Raw genomic sequence first — 21,699 nt, 5'->3', positions numbered from 1 at the left:
GTGATAATGAAAATTATCATTTTGGGTGCAGGTCAGGTAGGAACGACGCTTGCAGAAAACTTAGTCAGTGAAGATAACGATATTACCTTAGTGGATAATGAATCTCCTCAGTTACAAACATTGCAAGAAAAGCACGATTTGCGTGTGGTACAAGGCTCTCCATCATCTCCAAAAGTGCTTCGTGACGCAGGCGCAGCAGATGCCGATTTAATGGTTGCTGTGACAGCCTCTGATGAAATCAATATGGTCGCTTGCCAAATGGGCTATACATTATTTAATACGCCAACGCGAATTGCACGTATCCGTAATTCAGAATATTTACGTGAAAAAGACAAGTTGTTCAACAATGAAAATATTCCTATTGATCATTTAATTTCGCCTGAAAATCTTGTAACGGATGAAATTACGCGTTTAATTGCTTATCCAGGCGCATTACAAGTTGCCCATTTTGCCAATAATCGTATTAGTATTGTTGTAGTGAAAGCTTATTATGGGGGGGCTTTGGTTGGATATGCACTTTCAGCATTTCGCGAACATATGCCACATATTGATTGTCGCATTATGTCTATTTTACGTAACGGTAAACCGATTCGTCCACAAGGCTCAACTATTGTAGAAGCTGGCGATGAAATCACGTTTATTTGTGCTACTGAACATATTAAGGCGGTAATGGGAGAGTTACAACGTTTGGAGAAACCTTATAAGCGAGTAATGATTGTTGGTGGAGGAAATGTTGCTTCTGGCGTGGCAAAACGTTTGGAAAATTCTTGTATTGTAAAGCTTATTGAACGTGATTCAAACAGAGCGCAAGCCTTAGCAGAAAAGTTGCCAAAAACGTTAGTATTTAATGGAGATGCCTCAGACCAAAACTTGCTTTTTGAAGAACATATTGAAAGTGTGGATGTATTTCTTTCATTAAGTAGCGACGATGAAACGAATATTATGTCGGCTTTGTTAGCTAAGCGTTTAGGCGCGAAAAAAGCAATGGTACTGATTCAACGGATTGCCTATATTAATCTTATTCAGGGAGGCGTGATTGATATTGCGGTTTCTCCACAACAAGTAACGATTTCTGCTTTGTTAGGTCACGTGCGTAAAGGCGATGTAAAAAATGTGGCAACATTACGACATGGCATTGCCGAAGCCATTGAAATTGTTGCACACGGTAATGTGAATACTTCAAATATAGTAGGGCGAAAAATTGGTGAGTTGCGTTTGCCGATGGGAACAATTATTGGGGCTTTATTACGAGGGGATGATGTAATTATTGCTCGTCGTCAAGTTATTATTGAAGAAGGCGATCATATAGTGATTTATTTAAGTGATAAGAAAAATGTGCCAGAAATTGAGAAATTATTCCAACCAAGTGCATTCTTTATTTAGTTTTTTTACTTTTCAGAGTGATTAATTATAATAGTCTCTCTTTTTTATGTAATTTTTAAAGGGGAACATTATTATGAATTTTATTAAAGAATTTCGCGAATTTGCAATGCGTGGTAATGTTGTAGATATGGCTGTCGGTGTGATTATCGGTGGTGCATTTGGTAAGATCGTAAGTTCACTTGTTAGTGATATTTTTATGCCTGTGCTTGGTATTTTAACGGGTGGCATTGATTTCAAAGATATGAAATTTGTATTAGCTCAAGCACAAGGCGATGTTCCAGCTGTTACTTTAAACTACGGTGTGTTTATTCAGAATGTGATCGATTTCATTATTATTGCTTTTGCAATCTTTATGATGATTAAGGGACTTAATAAAGTGAGAAAACCAGAAGAGAAAAAAGCAGGTCCTACATCGGAAGATTTGCTCACAGAAATTCGTGATTTATTAAAGAATAAATAATATTAAAAAAATAAAAGTTAGCAGAAATGCTGACTTTTTTTATTACTATTTTTTAAGCTATAATCAACCCTCAATTTTAGGGAAATAAAATGGAAAAATATAATAAACTTGGCATTGAATGGGATTGTCGCCGAGGAATGTTAGAGTTAGATAAAATCATAATGCCTTTTTATTTGAAGCATTTTGATGAATTAACAGATGACAAAAAAGATATATTTATTCGTTTATTAGCAAGTACAGATCTGCAGCTGTTTTCTTGGTTTTTTAATCGTGGTAAATCATCAGATTCAGAAATTCAATCTATGGTGGAATATATCCAAAACGTACAAAAAATCACAACTAATTAAAATTATTAAGATACGTATGAACTTTTTTTACACACCTGTGTCTGAGATTGCAACAAGAGGTTGCTGTCTTGAATATTAAGGCGTGTTAGATATTGGCATAGGAGAAATATGGCTGAACAGCTAACAGATCAGGCTTTAGTAGAAAGAGTGCAGCAAGGGGATAAGAAAGCCTTCAATTTGTTGGTTTCTCGTTATCAGAATAAAGTGGCGGGGCTTTTGACTCGCTATGTATCACGTAACGATATTCCTGATGTGGTGCAAGAATCCTTTATAAAGGCTTATCGCTCAATTGAATCTTTTCGTGGCGAAAGTGCTTTCTATACATGGTTTTATCGAATTGCCGTTAATACGGCAAAAAATTATTTAACGGCTCAAGGTCGCCGTCCACCAAATGAAGATATTTTGGCAGAAGATGCTGAAAATTATGATGTGGGTACGCATTTGCGGGATGTGGATACACCCGAAAATGAAATATTGTCTAGTGAGTTAGAAAGAATTGTTTTTGATACTATTCATAACTTACCAGAAGATTTAAAAACCGCGATTACGTTACGAGAGCTAGAAGGTTTAAGTTACGAAGAGATTGCAGAAATTATGGATTGTCCTATTGGTACGGTTCGTTCCCGAATCTTCCGAGCAAGGGAAATGATCGAAAATAAAATTCAATCTCTAATGTAGAGCGAATAAAAGTTGGAGTTTACTATGCAAAAAGAGCAGCTTTCAGCCTATATGGATGGCGAACAAGTCAAAACTGACTTGACAGATGCTTTATTAAGAGACGAAGAATTACAAGCGTCTTGGCATTCATTTCATACCGTTCGTTCAGTAATGCGTAAAGAAAGTGCAGTCTTTTTAGGGGCGGATTTTACCGCTAAAATGGCAGATTTGATTGAGTTAGAAGACGTGAAGAAAGTCGATGTTATTGCGGTGTCTCAACCTGAACCAGAAGATGCACATAATTCTGCATTTATGCAAAAATTAAAGGCATTTTTTGCGCCAATGACGCAAGTTGCTGTTGCTGCTGGTGTATGTTTAGTGGCAGTACTTGGTGTTCAATCTTTCAATAGTAAAAACGAAGCGTCTAATTTACCAGAAGTGTCAGTGTTGCAAACCTTGCCATTTAATAATGCGGTTCAAGAGGTTAGCTATAATGCGCCAAGTAAAGATACATTAACTTCAGATCAGCTTGAGAAAAAAAGTCGTCGTATTGGCGCAATGTTGCAAAACTATGAATTGCAACGTCGTATGCACTCTGATTCTTCAGATGTAAGTAGAAGTCAAGTAAGATAAATTGATTTCCTTTGTTCAGATTATTGATTCACCACCTAATTGTTATTTAGTGTGGTAAATTTTTATCCTTTAGATTTCTATGAAAAAAATCCTATTAAAATTTACCGCACTTTCTCTTTCTTTGTTATTCTCTAGCATTGCTTCTGCTGAAGAGCTTTCTGCGAAGCAGTCTTTAGATAAAATGACACAAGCATTGGATAATCTCAATTATGAAATTGCTTTTGTACAAACCACTCCTGCAAATATGGATTCATTTCGTTATCGACATATCAAACAAGATAACAAAACCTACGCACAATTAGTCATTTTAGATGGTCGCCAGCAAGAAATTATTCAACGTGATAATTTAGTCAGTTATTTTCAGCCAAATGCTCAAGCATTTACGCTTAATAGTGGCAATATAGTTGATACGATGCCTGCGGTTGTGCGTGCAAATTTTGATAAGCTTTCTTCTGATTATGATTTCGTAAAATTAGGTAAAGATCGCGTTGCTGGGCGTTTCGCTGATACGATTAGAATTGTTCCTAAAGATGATTTTCGGTATCAATATTTGGTGTTTATCGATGAAGAAAATGGCTTGTTATTACGCAGTGATATGCTTGATCGCGAAGGCAAGCTACTTGATCAATTTAGAGTTGTAACACTTTACATCGATGACAGATTGAGAGGATTAACGGATTATATTAACAAGGTATCATTGCCCCCTTTATTGAAAGAAAGTAAAAATGAACAAAGTTCAGATATAACTTGGTCTGCAGGTTGGTTGCCACAAGGTTTTTCTTTAGTTCGATATACTCAAGAAATATTAGAAAATGAAATCATAGATAGCGCATTATATAGTGATGGCTTATTTACTTTTACGTTGTTTGTCTCTAATGTAGGCTCTAATGACCTACCAGAAAATACTTGGAAACAAGGGGCTTATACGATTTATAGCGAGGTCATCGGAGGAAAAGAAATTACTTTTATTGGGCAATTACCAATCTCGACGGCAAAACGCATTGTACAAGACGTCAAATTTAGATAAAAAGTGCGGTAATTTTTTACGATATTTTTATCAATAACTGATTTTGAGTTAGGCATTGACTAAGATTCGCACATTTTTACGTGCGAATTTTTATTTTCTTAATTTTATTAATTCTACTTGGTGATTGTGACCTTTTTTTAGAATTAGATTTGCTCGCTCACGAGTTGGAAGAATATTTTGATTAAGGTTTAACCCGTTAATTTCATCCCAAATTTTACTAGCGGTGGTAATGGATTCTTCTTTCGATAAATTGGCATAATGTTTAAAGTAAGAATTAGGATCGTTGAATGCGCTTTCGCGGAATTTCAGAAACCGTTTGATATACCATTCTTTCAATAATTTTTCTTCTGCATCAACATAAATAGAGAAATCAACAAAATCTGATACGAATGTTTGATTGGTTTTATTATTACCCGTTTGAAGTACATTCAAGCCCTCTAAAATAAGAATGTCAGGTTTATTTATCACATTAAATTTATCAGGAATAATATCATAGGTTAAATGCGAATAGATTGGTGCTTCCACCTCAGTTTTGCCAGATTTTACATCAGCTAAAAAATGAATAAGTTTGGGCGTATCATAAGAAATAGGGAAACCTTTTTTGTGTAAAAGATGATCTTTTTTTAGTTTTTCTAATGGATATAAAAAACCATCAGTAGTTATAAGATCTACTTTGCGCTCCGCTGGCCAATGGGAAAGAAGTGATTGGAGTATTCGTGCTGAAGTGCTTTTCCCTACCGCTACGCTACCTGCAATGCTAATGATATAAGGTACTTTTGTTTTATTACGCCCTAAAAAACGGTGTAAAACAGCTTGTCTGCGAAGGTTTTCGTCAATGTAATAATTAATTAAACGAGCTAATGGTAAATAAATCATACTGACTTCATCCAAAGATAGCTCTTCATTAAAACCTAAAAGCGGTTTAAGATCTTGTTCTGTAAGTTTTAGGGGGACAGATTTACGCAATTCTGCCCATTGTTTGCGGTTAAAACTTAAAAAAGGGGTTAGATTCATTGAGATATTATTGAGTCAAATAGACAAATTGGAGAAAAATATACGCTATAAATAAAAATTTAGCATTCATTTTTCATTAAATGTGCGCTAATTTGATTAAAAAATCACTTTTTTGATTGTGATTTAAACGAATAATCAAAAAAATAAACTTTTTTATAAAAAATACTTGTCAGTTAAAGTTTTTTCCATATAATACGCCTCACTTGCTTACGACACGCCGACTTAGCTCAGTAGGTAGAGCAACTGACTTGTAATCAGTAGGTCATCAGTTCGATTCCGATAGTCGGCACCATTCTTTCGTATCAAGTATTCATTTAGTGTGGAGGGGTTCCCGAGCGGCCAAAGGGGGCAGACTGTAAATCTGTTGGCTCAGCCTTCGAAGGTTCGAATCCTTCTCCCTCCACCATCTTTTAGATGGATCCTGATGGGACAGACGAATTTAGGACTTGCGGGCATCGTATAATGGCTATTACCTTAGCCTTCCAAGCTAATGATGCGGGTTCGATTCCCGCTGCCCGCTCCAGACGCTGATATAGCTCAGTTGGTAGAGCGCACCCTTGGTAAGGGTGAGGTCGGCGGTTCAAATCCGCCTATCAGCACCAGTCTTATAATTCCTCATCCTTATATCAATCAGCAAATAAATTTATTGGTTAATGTGGTTTAATTTACCCATCGATAACCGTGTCTATTTAGAGGGACTATTTCAATGTCTAAAGAAAAATTTGAACGTACAAAACCGCACGTAAACGTGGGTACAATCGGCCACGTTGACCACGGTAAAACAACTTTAACAGCAGCAATCACAACCGTATTAGCAAAACATTACGGTGGTGCAGCGCGTGCATTTGACCAAATTGATAACGCGCCAGAAGAAAAAGCGCGTGGTATTACCATCAACACTTCACACGTTGAATACGATACACCGACTCGCCACTACGCACACGTAGACTGTCCGGGACACGCCGACTATGTTAAAAATATGATTACTGGTGCGGCACAAATGGATGGTGCTATTTTAGTCGTAGCAGCAACAGATGGTCCAATGCCACAAACTCGTGAACACATCTTATTAGGTCGCCAAGTAGGTGTTCCATACATCATCGTATTCTTAAACAAATGCGACATGGTAGATGACGAAGAGTTATTAGAATTAGTAGAAATGGAAGTTCGTGAACTTCTATCTCAATATGACTTCCCAGGTGACGATACACCAATCGTACGTGGTTCTGCATTACAAGCGTTAAACGGCGTAGCAGAATGGGAAGAAAAAATCCTAGAATTAGCGGGTCACTTAGATACTTATATTCCAGAACCAGAACGTGCGATTGACCAACCGTTCCTTCTTCCAATCGAAGACGTGTTCTCAATCTCAGGTCGTGGTACTGTAGTAACAGGTCGTGTAGAACGTGGTATCATCCGTACAGGTGATGAAGTAGAAATCGTCGGTATCAAAGATACAGCGAAAACTACTGTAACGGGTGTTGAAATGTTCCGTAAATTACTTGACGAAGGTCGTGCAGGTGAAAACATCGGTGCATTATTACGTGGTACAAAACGTGAAGAAATCGAACGTGGTCAAGTATTAGCGAAACCAGGTTCAATCACACCACACACTGACTTCGAATCAGAAGTGTACGTATTATCAAAAGATGAAGGTGGTCGTCATACTCCATTCTTCAAAGGTTACCGTCCACAATTCTATTTCCGTACAACAGACGTGACTGGAACTATTGAATTACCAGAAGGCGTGGAAATGGTAATGCCAGGGGATAACATCAAGATGACAGTAAGCTTAATCCACCCAATTGCGATGGATCAAGGTTTACGTTTCGCAATCCGTGAAGGTGGCCGTACAGTAGGTGCTGGCGTTGTTGCGAAAATCATCAAATAATAGATGAACTCTTGAATGTCTTAAAGATAAAAGACAGAAGAAGTAAAAAGAAAAGTGCGGAGAAAATTCTCCGCATTTTTTATTCTATATTTGATAATTCGTTTAAATATTTATTAAGTTAATAGATTTTAGATAATAAGTCATTTATTTGATTCCTAGAACAATAAATACATTGCTCCTTATAAATGACACTTCTATAATTTTTAATTAATTGGTATTAATCAAATAAACTACTATGTTATGTCCACTCAAATTTCACTTACTCTATTTTTTCCATAAGAAATTACGTCAAACATACAGAATTCCCCACAAAAGTTTAGAATTTATCTGCCTAATCATAGGCATAGCTTGCCTGACTTGGTTTACGAAAAAATATACTCCATATGTTGGAGGAAGTGGTATTCCGCAAGTATTAGTTGAATTCAGCCAAACTATTTGGAAAATTCCTCTTACCTTTTTGGCTATGCTTATCGGTGCATCAGTTGGGCGTATTAGCTGCTGGTTTTATTCTTGTCGCGATTCAAGGAAACAGCCCTTATTTTCCACGTTATCAAGGGGCAACATCGGTTTCTTATCTCTATCTTTGGCTTGCAATTTGTGGGGTGGGTTGTGGCATTCTAGGTGGCATATTTGGACGATTATTAGCAAAAGGTATCGCAGGATTATTACCTGAAAAATGGCGTGGCTGGGTTCGCCAACCTCCTATTTATATTGCTTTATTATTGGGTTTAGTGCTTGCCGCACTGTTGGAGTGGAAATGACAGGCGCGCAACTCGTTCTCATTTGGCTCTTGATTTCCAGCATTATTGCATCCATAATCTCGCGCCAATTTAGTCCTAAACCATTTTACCACTTTGCTGCAGGCCGTTTTCGCCAGCAAATGCAAGCTCGTCAAGCCGAAGAATTACGCAGCAAAACCGAACAAGAGAAATAAAAATGCCTCAAAATCTACCGCACTTTTACCGCGGCCGTTTTTCTGTTGCGCCAATGTTAGATTGGACAACACGCCATTGTCGTTATTTTCATCGCCAATTTTCAAAGCATGCGTTACTTTACACTGAAATGGTCACAGCACCTGCGATTATCCATGCCAAATACGATCACTTGGATTTTGATTTACAAGAAAATCCCGTTGCGTTACAGCTGGGAGGAAGCGATCCTGAACAACTCAAACATTGTGCAAAACTTGCTGAGGAACGAGGTTATCACGAAATTAATCTTAATGTAGGATGCCCTTCTGATCGCGTACAAAATGGAATGTTTGGTGCTTGCTTAATGGCGAAAGCAGATTTGGTGGCAGACTGTGTAGAACAAATGCAAAGTGCGGTCAAAATTCCAGTCACTGTGAAAACACGTATTGGTATTGATGAATTAGACAGCTATGAATTTTTATGTGATTTTATTGAAAAAGTTCAAGGAAAAGGTTGCCAAGAGTTTATTATCCATGCACGAAAAGCTTGGCTTTCAGGGTTAAGTCCCAAAGAAAATCGAGAAATTCCACCATTAGATTATGCTCGGGTGTATCAACTAAAACGTGATTTTCCACATCTAACTATCGCAATTAATGGCGGCATAAAAACCATTGAAGAAATGAAACAACATTTGCAATATGTGGACGGCGTGATGGTTGGGCGAGAGGCCTATCAAAATCCAAGTTTACTTGGGCAAATTGACCAAGCCTTATTTTATCCTAATGCTGCAATTGTTACCGCTCATGAAGCGGTACAGTCAATGCTTCCTTATATTGAACAACAACTTAACCAAGGAATACACCTTAATCATATCGTCCGCCATATGCTAGGCGCATTCCAAAATTGCAAAGGTGCCCGTCAATGGCGACGCTATTTAAGCGAAAATGCGTTTAAACAAGGTGCGGGAGTTGAAGTGGTTGAAACCGCCCTAAGCTTTGTAGAAAACGAATCCTAAAAAACAAAATAAGCCGCAAAAGTGCGGCTTATTTTTCAGCTGTTTTTCTTATGCAATACGCATTTGAAAAATCACCAATTCAGCTTGGCAACAGAAAGTTAAATCTGCCTTTAATAAATAGCCATCATCCACTTTTGTAATTTCAGATTGAATTTCACAAGGTTCACTTTCTACATCACGCGCTTTCTGAGTAAAAAATGCGAGCGCTTCTTGCGCTTGTTTCTCACTGTCATAAACATATTCAATAACCTGACTACAATCACGATTATCGAAAAGTGATTTCATATCAAATGTGTTACAACCTACACATTCAATCGGTTTTTCAGTTTGAATGGCCATAATATTATCCCTTTTATTCAGATTATTTTGCAGCAACAAAACCTAGTGCTTCATACACTTTCGCCAAGGTTTCTTGCGCTTTTGCACGAGCTTTGTCCGTACCTTGTCGTAAGATATTATCTAATAAAGCTTCATCATTACGATATTGATGGAAACGTTCTTGTAAACCAGCAAGTAAAGTTGATACTTCATCCGCCACTGCTGTTTTTAAATGTCCGTACATTTTACCTTCAAATTCTTTTTCAAGATCGGCAATTGGCTTATCCGTAACCGCAGAAAGAATATCTAAAAGATTGGATACCCCCGCTTTATTTTGCACGTCATAACGAACAACAGGTGGCTCATCTGAATCTGTTACGGCACGTTTAATTTTCTTCGCCACAGATTTTGGATCTTCCAAAAGTGTCACTACATTGTTGCGATTATCATCTGATTTTGACATTTTCTTTTCAGGATCTTGCAATGACATAATACGCGCGCCTGCTTTTCCAATGAAAATTTCAGGAATGGTGAAAATATTGCCATAAAGCGCATTAAAGCGGTTTGCAATATCACGCGTAATTTCTAAGTGTTGTTTTTGGTCATCGCCAACGGGCACGCTTTTCGCTTGATAAAGTAAAATATCCGCCGCCATTAACACAGGATAATCAAACAAACCTACGTTAATATTTTCTGCATAACGCGCTGATTTATCTTTGAATTGCGTCATTCGGCTCATTTCACCGAAATAGGTGTAGCAGTTTAACACCCAGCTTAATTGCGTGTGTTCTGGAACGTGAGATTGAACAAAAATAGTACTTTTATTTGGATCAATTCCGCACGCTAAATAAAGTGCAAGCACATCAAGCGTTGCTTTGCGCAGGGCAACAGGATCTTGACGTACAGTGATCGCATGTAAATCAACTACGCAGAAAATACATTCATAATCCTCTTGCATTTTTACCCAGTTGCGCAACGCACCCAAATAATTTCCGATAGTTAATTCACCAGAAGGCTGCACGCCACTAAAAACAATTGGTTTAGCCATAATCAATCCTTAATACCTTAAAATTGTTTTCACATCATACCAGAAACTCTAGGCTTTTTTAATGTTCGAGTTCAAAAGCTAGGTTAAAAATGCTATATTTAACGGAAACGTTTTCCTAATATTTCCTAATGAAAAACTACCACGATATTGTTCTTGCCCTTGCTGGAGTGTGTCAATCAGCAAAATTGGTTCATCAACTTGCAACAGAAAGTCGAGCAGATTCAGATACATTTTTAACCGCACTTAATAGCCTTTTCATTACCCAACCACAACGAATCGAAGATGTTTTTGGTGGAGAAGTTCGTCATTTAAAATTAGGTCTAGAAACCTTAATTCATCAGCTCAATGCACAAGGCGATCAAAATTTAACTCGCTATTGGTTAAGCCTTTTGGCATTAGAAGGGAAATTATCGAAAAATCCCGATGCTAAACAAACATTAGGCAATCGAATTTCTCGCCTAAAAGAACAGGAAATTCATTACGCTCGTGATAGTGAAACAATGCTATCTATTATGGCAAATATTTACAGCGATATTATTAGCCCATTGGGCAAAAAAATTCACATACTAGGCTCGCCTGATTATTTGCGACAAGAACTCGTGCAAAATAAAATCCGTGCAGTTTTACTTGCAGGCATTCGCTCTGCCGTGCTGTGGAAACAAATGGGCGGAACAAAATGGCAAATTTTATTTTTCCGCAGAAAATTACTTGCCACCGCAAAACAGATTTATTCTTCTATTTATTAATACAATTCTGGAGCAAACATTTATGCAACTCTCTACACTGACCGCGCTTTCCCCTCTTGATGGTCGTTATCAAGATAAAGTAACGCCATTACGTGCTATTTTTAGCGAATTCGGGTTAATGAAATTCCGTGTAGCTGTGGAAGTTCGTTGGTTACAAAAATTAGCTTCAACGGCAGACATTACCGAAGTACCGCCATTTTCTACGCAAGCAAATGCTTTTTTAGATGGAATTGTGGCTAATTTTAATGAGGCCGATGCTGCGCGTATTAAAGAAATTGAACGCACAACCAATCACGATGTAAAGGCCGTTGAATATTTTCTGAAAGAGAAAATTCAAAACGAAGTGGAACTAGTGAACGTGTCCGAATTCATTCACTTCGCTTGCACCTCAGAAGATATTAACAATCTCTCTCACGCATTAATGTTAAGCACCGCTCGTGACGAAGTGATTTTACCAGAATGGCAAAAACTGATTGATGAAATCACTTGTCTTGCAGAAGAATATAAAACGATTCCATTACTTTCTCGCACACATGGCCAGCCAGCTTCACCAAGCACCGTGGGCAAAGAAATGGCGAATGTCGTTTACCGCCTAAAACGTCAATTTAAACAACTCCAAAATGCGGAAATCTTAGGTAAAATCAATGGTGCAGTAGGTAACTACAATGCGCATTTATCGGCATATCCTAATATTGATTGGCATAAATTCAGCGAAGAATTTGTCACTTCATTAGGTATTCAATGGAATCCTTATACCACACAAATTGAGCCGCACGATTACATCGCTGAATTTTTTGATGCTGTAGTTCGCTTTAATACCATTATCATTGATTTTGATCGGGATTTATGGGGATACATTGCATTAAATCACTTTAAACAACGAACTATTGCAGGCGAAATTGGTTCTTCTACCATGCCACACAAAGTCAATCCAATTGATTTTGAAAACTCAGAGGGCAACCTAGGATTAGCCAATGCAGTGATGACCCATTTAGGTCAAAAATTACCAATTTCTCGCTGGCAGCGTGACTTAACAGATTCAACTGTATTACGTAATTTAGGCGTAGGATTAGGTTATTGTTTGATCGCTTATGCTTCAACGCGCAAAGGCATGAGTAAACTTGAAGTAAATCAACCGCACTTATTAGAAGAACTCAATCAAAACTGGGAAGTTTTGGCTGAACCAATTCAAACCGTAATGCGTCGCTACGGAATAGAAAAACCTTACGAAAAATTAAAAGAATTAACGCGAGGTAAACGAGTGACAGAACAGGCTATGCGTGAATTTATTGATAAGTTGGATATTCCACAAGAAGAAAAATTACGTTTACAAAAATTAACACCTGCTACTTATATTGGGGCTGCAGTGGAATTAGTAGAAAAACTATCATAGGAATTTGGCTCTTTTTTCAACAATATTCTTTACAAGAACATAGCTTTTCTCTATAATCCTGCGCCTGTGTTAGTCAATCTAACAAATTTCTGGTTGGTGCTTGACCTATTCAAGCCCCATCCAAGACCGTAGGGGAGTAATCTTAATTATCCTACGTAGATGGTGAACAGAATAAGAATTTTTCTTGCTTCTGGGCGCCGAAGTCATCCTAATCTTAGGATTAGGTAAATTAATTCCGAGTAATCGGAGTGTATTCAGGAGCTAAAAGCCAATGGCATTAAATCTTCAAGACAAACAAGCAATTGTTGCTGAAGTAAATGAAGCAGCCAAAGGTGCACTTTCAGCAGTAATCGCGGATTCTCGCGGTGTAACTGTTGAGAAAATGACTGAATTACGTAAATCAGCACGTGAAGCTGGTGTTACAATGCGTGTAGTTCGTAATACTTTATTACGTCGCGCAGTTGAAGGCACAGATTACGAATGCTTAAAAGATACGTTTGTAGGTCCAACACTTATCGCGTTCTCTAACGAACACCCGGGCGCAGCTGCTCGTTTGTTCAAAGAGTTTGCTAAAGCAAACGATAAGTTTGAAATTAAAGGTGCAGCCTTTGAAGGTAAAATCCAAGATGTTGAATTCTTGGCAACATTACCAACTTACGAAGAAGCGATTGCACGTTTAATGGGCACAATGAAAGAAGCTGCAGCAGGCAAACTTGCTCGCACCTTCGCGGCATTACGCGACAAATTACAAGAAGCAGCTTAATCATTAAGCGTTTCTTACTTCATCTAACTTTATTTATTTTAGGAATTGATTGTTATGTCATTAACTAACGAACAAATCATTGAAGCGATTGCTTCAAAAACTGTAACTGAAATCGTTGAATTAATCGCAGCGATGGAAGAAAAATTCGGTGTTTCAGCAGCGGCAGCAGTAGCAGCAGCTCCAGCAGCAGGCGGCGCAGCGGCAGCAGAAGAAAAAACTGAATTCGACGTTGTACTTAAATCTGCAGGTGCGAACAAAGTAGCAGTAATTAAAGCAGTACGTGGTGCAACTGGTTTAGGCTTAAAAGAAGCTAAAGATTTAGTTGAATCTGCTCCAGCTAACTTAAAAGAAGGCGTTTCTAAAGAAGAAGCTGAAGCACTTAAGAAAGAATTAGAAGAAGCGGGTGCAGAAGTAGAAGTTAAATAATTTCTATTTTAACCACTTTAAAATTCAAAAAAACCGATGGGAAACCATCGGTTTTTTCTTATATAAAAGTTTGTTATAGCTTTTACTTAAAAACTTACCATTTGCTATCTTTCTAAGATAGAATATTACCCGTTGTTATTGATGAATAAAGAGAAAATTTATGACAAAAAAAGCATTAAGTGCGGTAATTTTAGCAGCTGGAAAAGGTACTCGTATGTATTCTGATTTACCCAAAGTGCTACATACAATTGCGGGTAAACCAATGGTAAAACACGTGATTGATACTGCCCATCAATTAGGCTCAGAAAATATTCATTTAATCTATGGTCACGGTGGGGACTTAATGCGTACCCATCTTGCGAATGAACAAGTAAATTGGGTATTACAAACAGAACAACTTGGCACAGCACATGCAGTTCAACAAGCAGCTCCTTTTTTTAAGGATAACGAAAACATTGTTGTACTTTACGGCGATGCACCATTAATAACGAAAGAAACATTAGAAAAATTAATTGAAGAGAAACCAGAAAATGGCATTGCATTGCTTACCGTAAATTTAGATAACCCAACAGGCTATGGACGAATTATCCGTGAAAATGGGAATGTTGTAGCCATTGTAGAACAAAAAGATGCAAATGCAGATCAACTAAATATTAAAGAAGTCAATACTGGCGTTATGGTATCTGATGGTGCAAGTTTCAAAAAATGGCTAGCTCGTGTAGGCAATAATAATGCTCAAGGCGAATATTACTTAACGGATCTTATTGCTCTCGCAAACCAAGATAATTGTCAAGTTGTTGCTGTACAAGCAACAGATGTCATGGAAGTTGAAGGCGCAAATAATCGCTTACAATTAGCCGCACTTGAACGTTATCTCCAAAATAAACAAGCCTCCAAATTATTACTTGAAGGCGTAATGATCTACGATCCCGCTCGTTTTGATCTACGTGGAACATTAGAGCATGGAAAAGATGTGGAAATCGATGTTAATGTTATTATCGAAGGTAATGTTAAACTCGGTGATCGCGTAAAAATTGGCGCAGGTTGCGTATTGAAAAATGTTGTTATTGGCAATGATGTAGAAATAAAACCCTATTCAGTACTAGAGGATTCTATAGTAGGAGAAAAAGCAGCAATTGGTCCATTTTCTCGTTTACGTCCAGGTGCAGAACTTGCAGCTGAAACGCATGTAGGTAACTTTGTAGAAATTAAAAAATCTACCGTTGGTAAAGGTTCTAAAGTAAATCATCTAACTTATGTTGGCGATTCAGAAATAGGCTCAAATTGTAATATTGGTGCGGGTGTCATCACCTGTAACTACGATGGCGCAAATAAATTTAAAACGATCATCGGTAATGATGTATTTGTGGGATCTGATACACAATTAGTCGCGCCAGTGAAAGTCGCAAATGGCGCAACTATTGGTGCTGGGACTACAATTACACGTGATGTTGGCGAAAATGAATTAGTGATTACAAGAGTTGCTCAACGACATATTCAAGGTTGGCAACGACCAATAAAGAAAAAATAAAATAGCATAAAAAAATCCTACGTATTATCGTAGGATTTTTTTATAAACCAATTTTACAAATCGTAATGAAAATCACATAAAAAATGACCGCACTTAATGTTAATAATTTATTTGCTAGTTTAGGTTTATGTTGATGAAGACGGTATAGCATTCTAGCTGTAACAGCTAGAATAAAGGGATAAACCCAAAAAAGCGTTGAAAATAAATTGATTTGCCAGCTTGATAGATAGGGATTTTTACTAAATGCTGTAGAAATTAATAATGCCATTGGACACAATAATATAGGCGAACAAAAGGCAGCAAGACCCCAAGCAAATGGACTAAATTTAGTTGGTAAAGATTGTTTTTTCATATTTTAAATAATTAAAAATAAATAGATACAAGAAAGAAATATAATAAATATGTTGAATAGTAAAGAATATTTTAATGAAAGTAACAATGTAGAAATGGCGCACCCGAAAGGATTCGAACCTTTGACCGCTCGGTTCGTAGCCGAGTACTCTATCCAGCTGAGCTACGGGTGCGTAGATGATGCTTTAATTATTCATAACCACTTTAATAAGATAGAGTCGTTTTAAAAATGGCGCACCCGAGAGGATTCGAACCTCTGACCGCTCGGTTCGTAGCCGAGTACTCTATCCAGCTGAGCTACGGGTGCAGAATAAATAAAACAAACAATGGCGGTGAGAGAGGGATTCGAACCCTCGATGGAGCTTTTAACCCCATACTCCCTTAGCAGGGGAGCGCCTTCAGCCTGCTCGGCCATCTCACCACAATCAGTGTGAGCGGTATAATACGTTTTTTAGAAAATATGTCAAACCATTTTTTGAAAAACACACCTGTTTGAATATTTTATCTACACATTAAATATATTATTGAATAAAAATCTACTCATCATTCAAAAATACTAAAATCTTAGATATTGTTTCCTTTCTTAATTTGTCCTGTTCAAATAGAATTTCATGTTTAGCATTGAACACAACTTTACATTGAGCATTCGGAAAAAGTGCGGTTAATTTTTCAAGATTTTTGTTATCTACTATTTTTTCTTTTTCGGCTTGTAAAATTAGGATTGGAATTTCAATCTTAGGAATAACTTTCGGCAAGCGTTTAATTGCGTTCAAACACAAATGTACCCAACGGAATGTTGGCCCGCCAAGATTAATTGCTGGATTTTTACGATTTACACGATTCATCCATTTCATTCTGGTTTTACAGAAAGTTAATTCATTGTATTCCAAGTGGGCTTGTTGATAAGGCCCTTTACCAAAAACATAACGCTCGCCTTGTCCTAAAATATTCATTAGGGTAATAATCAGTTCATCTCTAATTGGATGTTTTAAAAGAATACCGTAAAAAGGCGAAGAAAGTACCGCTTTATTAATGTGATGATCATAATTTGCCAAATAATAGGTTGCAATCAATGCGCCCATTGAATGAGCAAGCAAATGCTGCGTTGAATAGCTGAAAAGTGCGGTTACTTTTTCGATGATTTTCGCCATATCATCGATATAGAAACGAAATTCATCTAAATGCCCTTTTTGAGGAATAATACGCTGTGAATAGCCTTGACCGCGATGATCAAATAGCAATACATCATAACCTTGATGATAAAAATCATAAGCGAGCTCTGACCATTTCAACATATTTTCAGCACGACCATTTACTAAAATCATCAATTTTCTGACCGCACTTTCAGGTTGAATCAAATGACGATAAGCTAATTTTATATTTCGTTTACCAGAAAGATATTGGGTAGGAAATTGCTCAAAAAAAGGCAATAATTCTGCAAGAGCAAATTGATGAAAATAAGGTTCTCTGATCATAATTTTTTAATGAAAAGGGCGTAGTAAATACGCCCTTTGTAGTGAAAGTAAAATTTATGCCACTAATTGTTTTAAAATACGGCGAACTGGCTCTGCCGCACCCCATAATAATTGGTCACCCACGGTAAAAGCTGCCAAATATTCAGGCCCCATAGCCAATTTACGTAAACGCCCCACTGGCACACTTAATGTACCTGTTACTTTAGCTGGCGTTAATTCACGCAATGTGATTTCTTTGTCGTTTGGAATTACTTTTACCCATTCATTATGTGATGCAATAATTTGTTCGATTTCTTCTAATGGTAAGTCTTTTTTCAGTTTGATGGTAAACGCTTGGCTATGGCAACGTAATGCACCGATACGCACACATAAACCATCAACAGGAATTGGATTGTCGCTTAAACCTAAGATTTTGTTGGTTTCTGCATAACCTTTCCATTCTTCTTTAGTTTGCCCTGTTTCAGGAAGAAGTTTGTCAATCCAAGGGATTAAGCTACCGCCCAATGCCGCGCCAAAGTTATCCGTTGGGAAGTTATCAGCACGCATTTCTGCCGTCACTTTACGTTCAATATCTAAAATAGATGAAGCTGGGTCTTTTAATTCACTTGAAACCGCTTGTTCTAATAAGCCCATTTGTGAAAGTAATTCACGCATATTTTTTGCGCCAGCACCTGAAGCCGCTTGGTAAGTTGCAACAGATACCCATTCCACTAAATCTTTTTCAAATAGACCGCCGATAGCCATCAACATTAAACTTACTGTACAGTTACCGCCCACGAAAGTTTTAATACCTTTTTTTAAGCCTTCAGAAATCACGTGTTGGTTTACTGGATCAAGCACAATAATTGCATCATCTTTCATACGCAACGCAGAAGCGGCATCAATCCAATAACCATCCCAGCCTGTTGCTTTTAATTTTGGATAGACTTCATTGGTGTAATCGCCACCTTGGCAAGTCACGATAATGTCTAATTTTTTAAGTTCTTCAATATCGAATGCACTTTTCAGGTCGCCTGCATCCTTGCCACCAAAAACAGGTGCTTTTTGACCTGCTTGTGAAGTTGTAAAAAATACCGGATTAAGATTCGCAAAATCATTTTCCTGCGACATACGATCCATTAATACGGAACCCACCATCCCGCGCCAGCCGATAAAGCCTACATTTTTCATTGTTGTTTCCTTAGTTTGTTGTGTTTGAATAGCATTATTAATTACAAGATAGCGTTAGCAAAATCAAGTATTTTTAATGAAAATTGATCTTTTGTGAAAGAAATTAAATAAAAAAGTGTAGTTAATTTAAAAGAAAATTTAATTTAATCACTCTTTTTCTAGTTATCTACTTCAACACTTATTACGCCATCTTCTGCTTTAAGTAAAGCATACGCATCTTTCAACATTGTGGAATCAATGGAAAAGCAACGAATTTGTAACCGCACTTCTCCACTACTTTGATCTTTGACTTGTATATGTTCAATACGATACTGATTATTTACTAACAATTGGGTAACTTTCCCTATGCTTTCCGCATCATTGACAAGAATATTGAATTTCGTCCGACGACGTTGTGATTTACGATGAACCCAACGTTGCACTAATGGACTTAATCGAATAGACACCAAAATCATCATAGTGGCGATAACCGCATCAAACACGAAACCTGCCCCAGCAGCAATACCGATCCCCGCAGAAGCCCAAATAATCGCCGCAGTGGTTAAACCTGAAATCGCATCATTTTTCTTATGCAAAATCACACCAGCACCTAAAAAACCGATGCCACTAATCACTTGAGCCGCAAGACGCATTGGATCCGTACGAATATTTTCTGAAACTTGTGCATAATGCTCTGCGGCTTGAATTGAAACAATGGTTAGCACACAAGTGGTAACGGCAATAATGGCGCAAGTTTTTACACCCACAGGCTTACGTTTAAGTTCACGTTCTAAGCCAATAACACTGCCAAGCACCATCGCTAATAGCATTTTGCTAAAAATAATTAAGTGATCAGGATTGAAAAGTGCGGTTAAAAGTAAAGATGAATTTTCCATAATGATAAAAATAAGTCCGACATACTCGTCTATTCTACATCACTTAGCTTAAAATCTTTACCCTTCCAAGCCTTTAATTTATCGCTTTTCTTGCGAAAATTGAGTAGAATCTTGCGTTTGAAATTTTATAGAGCGAAAGAACGGTTATTTTATGCAAAATTCAACCCCAAGCATTGGCTTTGTAAGCCTTGGCTGCCCAAAAAACTTAGTAGATTCTGAACGAATCTTAACGGAACTACGCACCGATGGTTACAACATTGTGCCAAGCTATGAAAATGTCGATTTAGTGATTGTGAACACCTGTGGTTTTATTGATAGCGCGGTTCAGGAATCCCTAGAATCGATTGGCGAAGCATTAGAAGAAAATGGGCGAGTTATCGTGACTGGCTGTTTGGGGGCAAAAGAAGACCAAATTCGTGAAGTGCATCCTAAGGTTTTGGAAGTCAGTGGCCCACATAGTTATGAAGCAGTGATGGCACAAGTACACAAATACGTGCCAAAACCGACACATAACCCTTACATCAGCTTAGTACCAAAACAAGGCGTAAAACTGACACCAAAACATTATGCCTATTTGAAAATCTCTGAAGGCTGTGATCACCGTTGTACGTTCTGCATTATTCCATCTATGCGTGGCGATTTAGAAAGCCGTTCTATTACGCAAGTTTTGGACGAAGCAAAACGTTTAGCCGAAGCAGGCGTAAAAGAATTACTTGTGGTATCACAAGACACTTCTGCTTATTCGATGGATTTAAAACGCCAAGAGGGCGGTGTAAAAACAGCTTTCTGGAATGGCATGCCAATTAAGAATGATTTAATGACGCTTTGTAAACAACTTGGCAAACTTGGCATTTGGGTTCGCTTACATTATGTGTATCCCTATCCCCATGTGGATGATTTAATTCCATTAATGGCTGACGGTACGCTCTTGCCGTATTTAGACATTCCATTACAACACGCCAGTCCTAAAATCTTAAAAGCAATGAAAAGACCAGGCAGTATTGACCGCACTTTAGAACGCATTAAACAATGGCGTGAAATTTGCCCAGATTTAACATTACGCTCCACCTTTATTGTTGGTTTCCCTGGCGAAACGGAAGAAGATTTCCAATTATTACTCGATTTCTTAAAAGAAGCCCAACTTGATCGCGTAGGCTGTTTCAAATTCAGCCCTGTTGAAGGTGCACCCGCAACAGATATGGCTGATCAAGTACCAGAAGATGTGAAAGAAGAACGTTTCCATCGCTTCATGCAATTACAACAAGAAATTTCTGCAAACCGTTTAAAACAAAAAATTGGTAAAACCCTTGATGTATTAGTGGATGAAATTGACGAAGATGGTATTATTGGTCGTTCAAAAGCCGATGCCCCTGAAGTAGATGGGTTAGTTTACGTAGATAATTTAAGCCGAATCAATGTCAAAGTCGGTGACGTGATTAAAGTAACTATCACAAATTCTGATGAATATGATTTGTGGGGCAGTTGTTAAGTAACAACAATCTCAACGAAATAAACAAAAAATCCATCTTCGTATTGAAGATGGATTTTTTATTAGCCGAACACTTTTTCCAAGTGTGCTTGGTAGTCTGCTAAGTATTGTTCTACTTGCGGACTTTTAACCACATCGTTACATAAGAATGTCGGCAGGCGAGTCAAGCCGATGAACTCGTTGAGTTTGTGGAAATGCATATACAAAACATCCACGCCTTTGCCTTCAAAGAAATCGCTTTCGCGGGTAAAGGCTTCAATCGGTGCATTCCAAGTCAGTGAAAGCATGTGTTTTTTGCCTTGCAACAAGCCGCCTGTGCCATAGCCCTCGGTTGGATTAACGCTGTGTCTGCCATCACTGTGATATAACTTGCCGTACCCACTGGTTAATACTTCGTCTATGTATTTTTTCACTGTCCAAGGCTCATGCATCCACCAGCTCGGCATTTGCCAAATCACGGCATCCATCCACAAGAATTTTTCGATTTCAGCTTCAACGTCATAACCAGCATCAATTACAGTTTCTTTGACATTGTGTCCAAGTTTTTGTGAAGCGTGTGGTTCAACTCGCCGTGAGAATGACCAAACGCCTTACCGCCGTCTAATAATAAAATATTCATCTTTTTGCTCCTAAAATAAATAATTATAAAAAATGGGGCTGCCATTATGCCTTTTTACGTTAATTTTTAAAAGTATATTTGTCTGCCACGTTATTTCTAGACTATAAGGAAGATTACAGCCCGTAGGGTGGGAATAAACCCTAGTTAAACGCGTGGG

23 protein-coding genes, 7 tRNA genes and 1 pseudogene are annotated in these 21,699 nt (G+C 37.8%); 20 read left to right on the top strand and 11 right to left on the bottom strand.

Annotated features, from left to right (window positions below):
- Positions 1-6 precede the first annotated feature (6 nt).
- From trkA to rseB, 6 genes are all read left to right on the top strand, one after another.
- Positions 7-1,383 carry a Trk system potassium transporter TrkA gene (gene trkA, locus DQN49_RS02360; protein ID WP_006995289.1) on the top strand — a complete coding sequence of 459 codons (1,377 nt, stop codon included), beginning with the start codon at positions 7-9 and terminating at the stop codon, positions 1,381-1,383.
- Positions 1,384-1,456: 73 nt separating this feature from the next.
- Positions 1,457-1,843 (top strand): large-conductance mechanosensitive channel protein MscL, encoded by a 387-nt coding sequence (gene mscL, locus DQN49_RS02355; RefSeq protein ID WP_006995290.1) that lies wholly within the window; start codon positions 1,457-1,459, stop codon positions 1,841-1,843.
- Between the two features lie 89 nt (positions 1,844-1,932).
- Complete coding sequence (locus DQN49_RS02350) at positions 1,933-2,190, top strand: FAD assembly factor SdhE (RefSeq protein WP_006995291.1); 258 nt, start codon at positions 1,933-1,935, stop codon at positions 2,188-2,190.
- Between the two features lie 108 nt (positions 2,191-2,298).
- Positions 2,299-2,868 carry an RNA polymerase sigma factor RpoE gene (rpoE, locus tag DQN49_RS02345; protein WP_006995292.1) on the top strand — a complete coding sequence of 190 codons (570 nt, stop codon included), beginning with the start codon at positions 2,299-2,301 and terminating at the stop codon, positions 2,866-2,868.
- Between the two features lie 24 nt (positions 2,869-2,892).
- Positions 2,893-3,480, top strand: coding sequence for a sigma-E factor negative regulatory protein (locus tag DQN49_RS02340; RefSeq protein WP_006995293.1), 588 nt, complete (start codon positions 2,893-2,895; stop codon positions 3,478-3,480).
- A gap of 79 nt (positions 3,481-3,559) precedes the next feature.
- Complete coding sequence (gene rseB / locus DQN49_RS02335) at positions 3,560-4,507, top strand: sigma-E factor regulatory protein RseB (protein ID WP_006995294.1); 948 nt, start codon at positions 3,560-3,562, stop codon at positions 4,505-4,507.
- Positions 4,508-4,597: 90 nt separating this feature from the next.
- Here the strand turns inward: rseB and coaA are convergent, their stop codons facing one another.
- On the bottom strand, positions 4,598-5,521 hold the full coding sequence (coaA, locus tag DQN49_RS02330; RefSeq protein WP_005655205.1) for a type I pantothenate kinase: 924 nt from the start codon (positions 5,519-5,521) through the stop codon (positions 4,598-4,600).
- 216 nt (positions 5,522-5,737) lie between these two features.
- Here coaA and DQN49_RS02325 point away from each other — a divergent pair.
- The 8 genes from DQN49_RS02325 (at position 5,738) to dusA (ending at position 9,338) form a co-directional block, all read left to right on the top strand.
- Positions 5,738-5,813, top strand: a tRNA-Thr gene (locus tag DQN49_RS02325).
- Between the two features lie 29 nt (positions 5,814-5,842).
- A tRNA-Tyr gene (locus DQN49_RS02320) sits at positions 5,843-5,927 on the top strand.
- A 42-nt stretch (positions 5,928-5,969) separates the two neighbouring features.
- Positions 5,970-6,044 (top strand) — tRNA-Gly (locus tag DQN49_RS02315).
- Between the two features lie 3 nt (positions 6,045-6,047).
- A tRNA-Thr gene (locus tag DQN49_RS02310) sits at positions 6,048-6,123 on the top strand.
- Between the two features lie 104 nt (positions 6,124-6,227).
- A complete protein-coding gene (gene tuf / locus DQN49_RS02305) occupies positions 6,228-7,412 on the top strand; it encodes an elongation factor Tu (protein ID WP_005654658.1) in 1,185 nt (394 codons plus the stop codon).
- Positions 7,413-7,885: 473 nt separating this feature from the next.
- Complete coding sequence (locus DQN49_RS10375) at positions 7,886-8,173, top strand: chloride channel protein (protein ID WP_006995295.1); 288 nt, start codon at positions 7,886-7,888, stop codon at positions 8,171-8,173.
- Entirely contained in the window at positions 8,170-8,346 is a 177-nt protein-coding gene (locus tag DQN49_RS10370) for a hypothetical protein (RefSeq protein WP_006995296.1), read from the top strand. Before DQN49_RS10375 ends, DQN49_RS10370 begins: the two co-directional genes overlap by 4 nt.
- A gap of 2 nt (positions 8,347-8,348) precedes the next feature.
- Positions 8,349-9,338: a tRNA dihydrouridine(20/20a) synthase DusA gene (gene dusA / locus DQN49_RS02295; protein ID WP_032826249.1), complete on the top strand. Its 990-nt coding sequence runs from the start codon at positions 8,349-8,351 to the stop codon at positions 9,336-9,338.
- 48 nt (positions 9,339-9,386) lie between these two features.
- Here the strand turns inward: dusA and DQN49_RS02290 are convergent, their stop codons facing one another.
- Both DQN49_RS02290 and trpS read right to left on the bottom strand, forming a co-directional pair.
- The gene (locus DQN49_RS02290) at positions 9,387-9,677 is read right to left on the bottom strand and encodes a YfcZ/YiiS family protein (RefSeq protein WP_013527375.1); all 291 of its coding nucleotides are present in this window, start codon (positions 9,675-9,677) and stop codon (positions 9,387-9,389) included.
- A 22-nt stretch (positions 9,678-9,699) separates the two neighbouring features.
- Complete coding sequence (gene trpS, locus DQN49_RS02285; RefSeq protein ID WP_006995299.1) at positions 9,700-10,704, bottom strand: tryptophan--tRNA ligase; 1,005 nt, start codon at positions 10,702-10,704, stop codon at positions 9,700-9,702.
- 128 nt (positions 10,705-10,832) lie between these two features.
- Between trpS and hflD the strand changes: the two genes are divergently transcribed.
- The 5 genes from hflD (at position 10,833) to glmU (ending at position 15,563) form a co-directional block, all read left to right on the top strand.
- The gene (gene hflD / locus DQN49_RS02280) at positions 10,833-11,450 is read left to right on the top strand and encodes a high frequency lysogenization protein HflD (protein ID WP_005688125.1); all 618 of its coding nucleotides are present in this window, start codon (positions 10,833-10,835) and stop codon (positions 11,448-11,450) included.
- 22 nt (positions 11,451-11,472) lie between these two features.
- Entirely contained in the window at positions 11,473-12,843 is a 1,371-nt protein-coding gene (gene purB / locus DQN49_RS02275; protein WP_006995300.1) for an adenylosuccinate lyase, read from the top strand.
- 271 nt (positions 12,844-13,114) lie between these two features.
- Entirely contained in the window at positions 13,115-13,606 is a 492-nt protein-coding gene (rplJ, locus tag DQN49_RS02270) for a 50S ribosomal protein L10 (RefSeq protein WP_005626605.1), read from the top strand.
- Between the two features lie 54 nt (positions 13,607-13,660).
- On the top strand, positions 13,661-14,032 hold the full coding sequence (gene rplL / locus DQN49_RS02265) for a 50S ribosomal protein L7/L12 (RefSeq protein ID WP_005650892.1): 372 nt from the start codon (positions 13,661-13,663) through the stop codon (positions 14,030-14,032).
- A gap of 160 nt (positions 14,033-14,192) precedes the next feature.
- Complete coding sequence (gene glmU / locus DQN49_RS02260) at positions 14,193-15,563, top strand: bifunctional UDP-N-acetylglucosamine diphosphorylase/glucosamine-1-phosphate N-acetyltransferase GlmU (protein ID WP_006995301.1); 1,371 nt, start codon at positions 14,193-14,195, stop codon at positions 15,561-15,563.
- 40 nt (positions 15,564-15,603) lie between these two features.
- On the opposite strand, the gene DQN49_RS02255 is transcribed toward glmU, so the two are convergent.
- From DQN49_RS02255 to DQN49_RS02225, 7 genes are all read right to left on the bottom strand, one after another.
- Complete coding sequence (locus tag DQN49_RS02255) at positions 15,604-15,915, bottom strand: DUF5389 family protein (RefSeq protein WP_006995302.1); 312 nt, start codon at positions 15,913-15,915, stop codon at positions 15,604-15,606.
- 95 nt (positions 15,916-16,010) lie between these two features.
- Positions 16,011-16,087 (bottom strand) — tRNA-Arg (locus DQN49_RS02250).
- Positions 16,088-16,144: 57 nt separating this feature from the next.
- Positions 16,145-16,221 (bottom strand) — tRNA-Arg (locus tag DQN49_RS02245).
- 20 nt (positions 16,222-16,241) lie between these two features.
- Positions 16,242-16,335: transfer RNA gene (locus tag DQN49_RS02240), tRNA-Ser, on the bottom strand.
- A gap of 115 nt (positions 16,336-16,450) precedes the next feature.
- A complete protein-coding gene (locus DQN49_RS02235; RefSeq protein ID WP_006995303.1) occupies positions 16,451-17,389 on the bottom strand; it encodes an alpha/beta fold hydrolase in 939 nt (312 codons plus the stop codon).
- Positions 17,390-17,443: 54 nt separating this feature from the next.
- Positions 17,444-18,559 (bottom strand): aspartate-semialdehyde dehydrogenase, encoded by a 1,116-nt coding sequence (gene asd, locus DQN49_RS02230; protein WP_006995304.1) that lies wholly within the window; start codon positions 18,557-18,559, stop codon positions 17,444-17,446.
- A 158-nt stretch (positions 18,560-18,717) separates the two neighbouring features.
- Positions 18,718-19,434, bottom strand: coding sequence for an MgtC/SapB family protein (locus DQN49_RS02225; RefSeq protein WP_006995305.1), 717 nt, complete (start codon positions 19,432-19,434; stop codon positions 18,718-18,720).
- Positions 19,435-19,585: 151 nt separating this feature from the next.
- Between DQN49_RS02225 and rimO the strand changes: the two genes are divergently transcribed.
- Positions 19,586-20,923: a 30S ribosomal protein S12 methylthiotransferase RimO gene (gene rimO, locus DQN49_RS02220; RefSeq protein ID WP_006995306.1), complete on the top strand. Its 1,338-nt coding sequence runs from the start codon at positions 19,586-19,588 to the stop codon at positions 20,921-20,923.
- Positions 20,924-20,985: 62 nt separating this feature from the next.
- Here rimO and DQN49_RS02215 read toward each other — a convergent pair.
- Positions 20,986-21,542, bottom strand: a pseudogene (locus tag DQN49_RS02215) (NAD(P)H-dependent oxidoreductase).
- Between the last annotated feature and the right edge of the window lie 157 nt (positions 21,543-21,699).

Origin of the sequence: Haemophilus aegyptius (assembly GCF_900475885.1) — a bacterium.
GTDB classification, from domain to species: domain Bacteria; phylum Pseudomonadota; class Gammaproteobacteria; order Enterobacterales; family Pasteurellaceae; genus Haemophilus; species Haemophilus influenzae.
Note: the sequence above shows the minus strand (reverse complement) of the source record. Positions and strands in the feature narration are given on the sequence as shown.

Bases quoted from the DNA above. Each gene is read 5' to 3' on its own strand.
- trkA (WP_006995289.1), top strand. From the start codon at position 7: ATGAAAATTATCATTTTGGGTGCAGGTCAGGTAGGAACGACGCTTGCA.
- mscL (WP_006995290.1), top strand. From the start codon at position 1,457: ATGAATTTTATTAAAGAATTTCGCGAATTTGCAATGCGTGGTAATGTT.
- DQN49_RS02350 (WP_006995291.1), top strand. From the start codon at position 1,933: ATGGAAAAATATAATAAACTTGGCATTGAATGGGATTGTCGCCGAGGA.
- rpoE (WP_006995292.1), top strand. From the start codon at position 2,299: ATGGCTGAACAGCTAACAGATCAGGCTTTAGTAGAAAGAGTGCAGCAA.
- DQN49_RS02340 (WP_006995293.1), top strand. From the start codon at position 2,893: ATGCAAAAAGAGCAGCTTTCAGCCTATATGGATGGCGAACAAGTCAAA.
- rseB (WP_006995294.1), top strand. From the start codon at position 3,560: ATGAAAAAAATCCTATTAAAATTTACCGCACTTTCTCTTTCTTTGTTA.
- coaA (WP_005655205.1), bottom strand. From the start codon at position 5,521: ATGAATCTAACCCCTTTTTTAAGTTTTAACCGCAAACAATGGGCAGAA.
- tuf (WP_005654658.1), top strand. From the start codon at position 6,228: ATGTCTAAAGAAAAATTTGAACGTACAAAACCGCACGTAAACGTGGGT.
- DQN49_RS10370 (WP_006995296.1), top strand. From the start codon at position 8,170: ATGACAGGCGCGCAACTCGTTCTCATTTGGCTCTTGATTTCCAGCATT.
- dusA (WP_032826249.1), top strand. From the start codon at position 8,349: ATGCCTCAAAATCTACCGCACTTTTACCGCGGCCGTTTTTCTGTTGCG.
- DQN49_RS02290 (WP_013527375.1), bottom strand. From the start codon at position 9,677: ATGGCCATTCAAACTGAAAAACCGATTGAATGTGTAGGTTGTAACACA.
- trpS (WP_006995299.1), bottom strand. From the start codon at position 10,704: ATGGCTAAACCAATTGTTTTTAGTGGCGTGCAGCCTTCTGGTGAATTA.
- hflD (WP_005688125.1), top strand. From the start codon at position 10,833: ATGAAAAACTACCACGATATTGTTCTTGCCCTTGCTGGAGTGTGTCAA.
- purB (WP_006995300.1), top strand. From the start codon at position 11,473: ATGCAACTCTCTACACTGACCGCGCTTTCCCCTCTTGATGGTCGTTAT.
- rplJ (WP_005626605.1), top strand. From the start codon at position 13,115: ATGGCATTAAATCTTCAAGACAAACAAGCAATTGTTGCTGAAGTAAAT.
- rplL (WP_005650892.1), top strand. From the start codon at position 13,661: ATGTCATTAACTAACGAACAAATCATTGAAGCGATTGCTTCAAAAACT.
- glmU (WP_006995301.1), top strand. From the start codon at position 14,193: ATGACAAAAAAAGCATTAAGTGCGGTAATTTTAGCAGCTGGAAAAGGT.
- DQN49_RS02255 (WP_006995302.1), bottom strand. From the start codon at position 15,915: ATGAAAAAACAATCTTTACCAACTAAATTTAGTCCATTTGCTTGGGGT.
- DQN49_RS02235 (WP_006995303.1), bottom strand. From the start codon at position 17,389: ATGATCAGAGAACCTTATTTTCATCAATTTGCTCTTGCAGAATTATTG.
- asd (WP_006995304.1), bottom strand. From the start codon at position 18,559: ATGAAAAATGTAGGCTTTATCGGCTGGCGCGGGATGGTGGGTTCCGTA.
- DQN49_RS02225 (WP_006995305.1), bottom strand. From the start codon at position 19,434: ATGGAAAATTCATCTTTACTTTTAACCGCACTTTTCAATCCTGATCAC.
- rimO (WP_006995306.1), top strand. From the start codon at position 19,586: ATGCAAAATTCAACCCCAAGCATTGGCTTTGTAAGCCTTGGCTGCCCA.